2 protein-coding genes are annotated in these 1,715 nt (G+C 60.6%); both read left to right on the forward strand.

The genetic code is table 11. The features are described from left to right. Window positions 1-132: 132 nt before the first annotated feature. A complete protein-coding gene (locus ACFHVL_RS31170; RefSeq protein WP_416632204.1) occupies window positions 133-792 on the forward strand; it encodes a polymorphic toxin-type HINT domain-containing protein in 660 nt (219 codons plus the stop codon). Further along, window positions 785-1,132: a hypothetical protein gene (locus tag ACFHVL_RS31175; protein WP_416632202.1), complete on the forward strand. Its 348-nt coding sequence runs from the start codon at window positions 785-787 to the stop codon at window positions 1,130-1,132. Before ACFHVL_RS31170 ends, ACFHVL_RS31175 begins: the two co-directional genes overlap by 8 nt. Window positions 1,133-1,715 lie beyond the last annotated feature (583 nt).

Consider the following 1,715-nt stretch of genomic DNA (forward strand, 5'->3'; position numbering starts at 1 on the left):
CTCGCCGCGTGACGCCGCCACCCGCGAAACCCCAGCCCACACCCATGATCCACTTACGTTAAGTGGCATTGCATCCCGGGCACCCCCGTCCTCCTCGCCAACGGCGCTACCAAACCCATCGAACAGATCAGAATCGGCGACGCGGTCCTCGCCACCCAACCAGAAACCGGTGAGACTGCCGCCAAACGCGTCGAAGCGACCATCATCGGTGACGGCGACAAAAGCCTTGTCGACGTGACCATCGCCACCGACACCAACAACCATGCGGTGGTCACAGCCACCGACCAGCACCCCTTCTGGGTACCAGAACTATCAGACTGGATCGACGCTGCCAACCTCCAAGCTGGCCAGTGGCTCCAAACCTCCGCCGGCACCCGGACCCAGATCACCGCAGTCGAACACCGCACCGACACGACACGGGTCCACAACCTCACCGTCGTCGACATCCACACGTACTATGTGCTCGCCGGCAACACCCCGGTGCTCGTACACAACTGTCCGGACAGTATTCGTGGCGCGGGAAGTCGTGGGAACCCGATAGATGACTGGTCTCCGGCCACATTTGGCAGCGCTGACGAATCAGCCATATATCATCTCAATAAGCATGGTAAAGGACGAACCTTGGTCGAGTACACTGCCGAGGCTAGGGCGTTGTGGGATAAGACTCCAACTGCGGATCGTGTTCCTTGGGAACTGGGGGATGGAAGCGTAGGATGGAAGATCAGGGGCGGGTTTCGAGGAGGAGAAGGAATCTATACCAACGATGGGAAAATTGTGACCTGGCATGACTGACGTGCTCGCTTTCCGTGATGCCTACGCTCAGTTTCGTGCAATTCCTTATCCGGCATATCCAAAATCGCAGGAGTTGCGAGACTGGAATTCGCGCCTACTCGCGCTTGATGCGCACGTTGCTGGGTATGCATTCCAGGTCAGTGCCGGTCAAATTCTCGCATGTGATGTGCCGGATCTCGATAGCCTTGTTGGTAAAGTGACGGAATCGATTCTCTCGCTAGAGGAGATCGATCCGTCGGTTGAGGAGGATGCTGGGTTGGCTAGCGAATACCGTTCCTATGTTGCGGCTTTAGGGCGTTTGGTGTCAGAGCTTGGCGACCTTGCGTCCCGAGGGAAGTAATCTTACGGATACGTAGATCGTGGGTATTTGTGGCTCCTTGGCGATTGCGCTCAGTCTGGCGGTCCAGTCGGTGTACCGGCGAGGAGGGTGGCGTACGTGGTGCGGAGGGCGGTCGCGGCGGGAGCGGCCCGGGTTCCCGTACCCGCAGCTGTCGTCCGGTGTCGCTGTTGAAGGCGCTTGCCGGGACCTCGGCGGCGTCGGCCGGAAGGAACAGGTGAACCCGTCCCTTACGGCCCGCTGGAACCGAGCCCTGACCGGGGCTAACGCTTTGCACTGTCGTGCGGCAGAGCCAGGGAGCTCCGAAGCTTCAGATAGTCGCGCTCCACCACTGCCGGACGGCATGGTCCAGTCTGTCCACCGTCACCGAACCGGCATCGACCGGCACGACCGAGCGCGCCAGGGTACCCGCCCGGCGGGCGGCCACTGCCGGCTGACAGGGCGCGCTGGTGACCGATGCCGCCGGCTCCAAGGTCCGCCACCCGGATTACCCGTTCAAGGCTGCAATGACGAGGCACTAGCCTCGGTCTTGCATTAAGTGTTGATCATGGATGCCTGACGGCTTGTTGATCTTGATTCGTCGGTC

The organism is Micromonospora sp. LOL_023, from assembly GCF_048060115.1.
GTDB lineage: Bacteria > Actinomycetota > Actinomycetes > Mycobacteriales > Micromonosporaceae > Micromonospora_E.

Excerpts from the sequence above, each read along its gene's own strand:
- ACFHVL_RS31175 (WP_416632202.1), top strand. The coding sequence starts at position 785 with ATGACTGACGTGCTCGCTTTCCGTGATGCCTACGCTCAGTTTCGTGCA.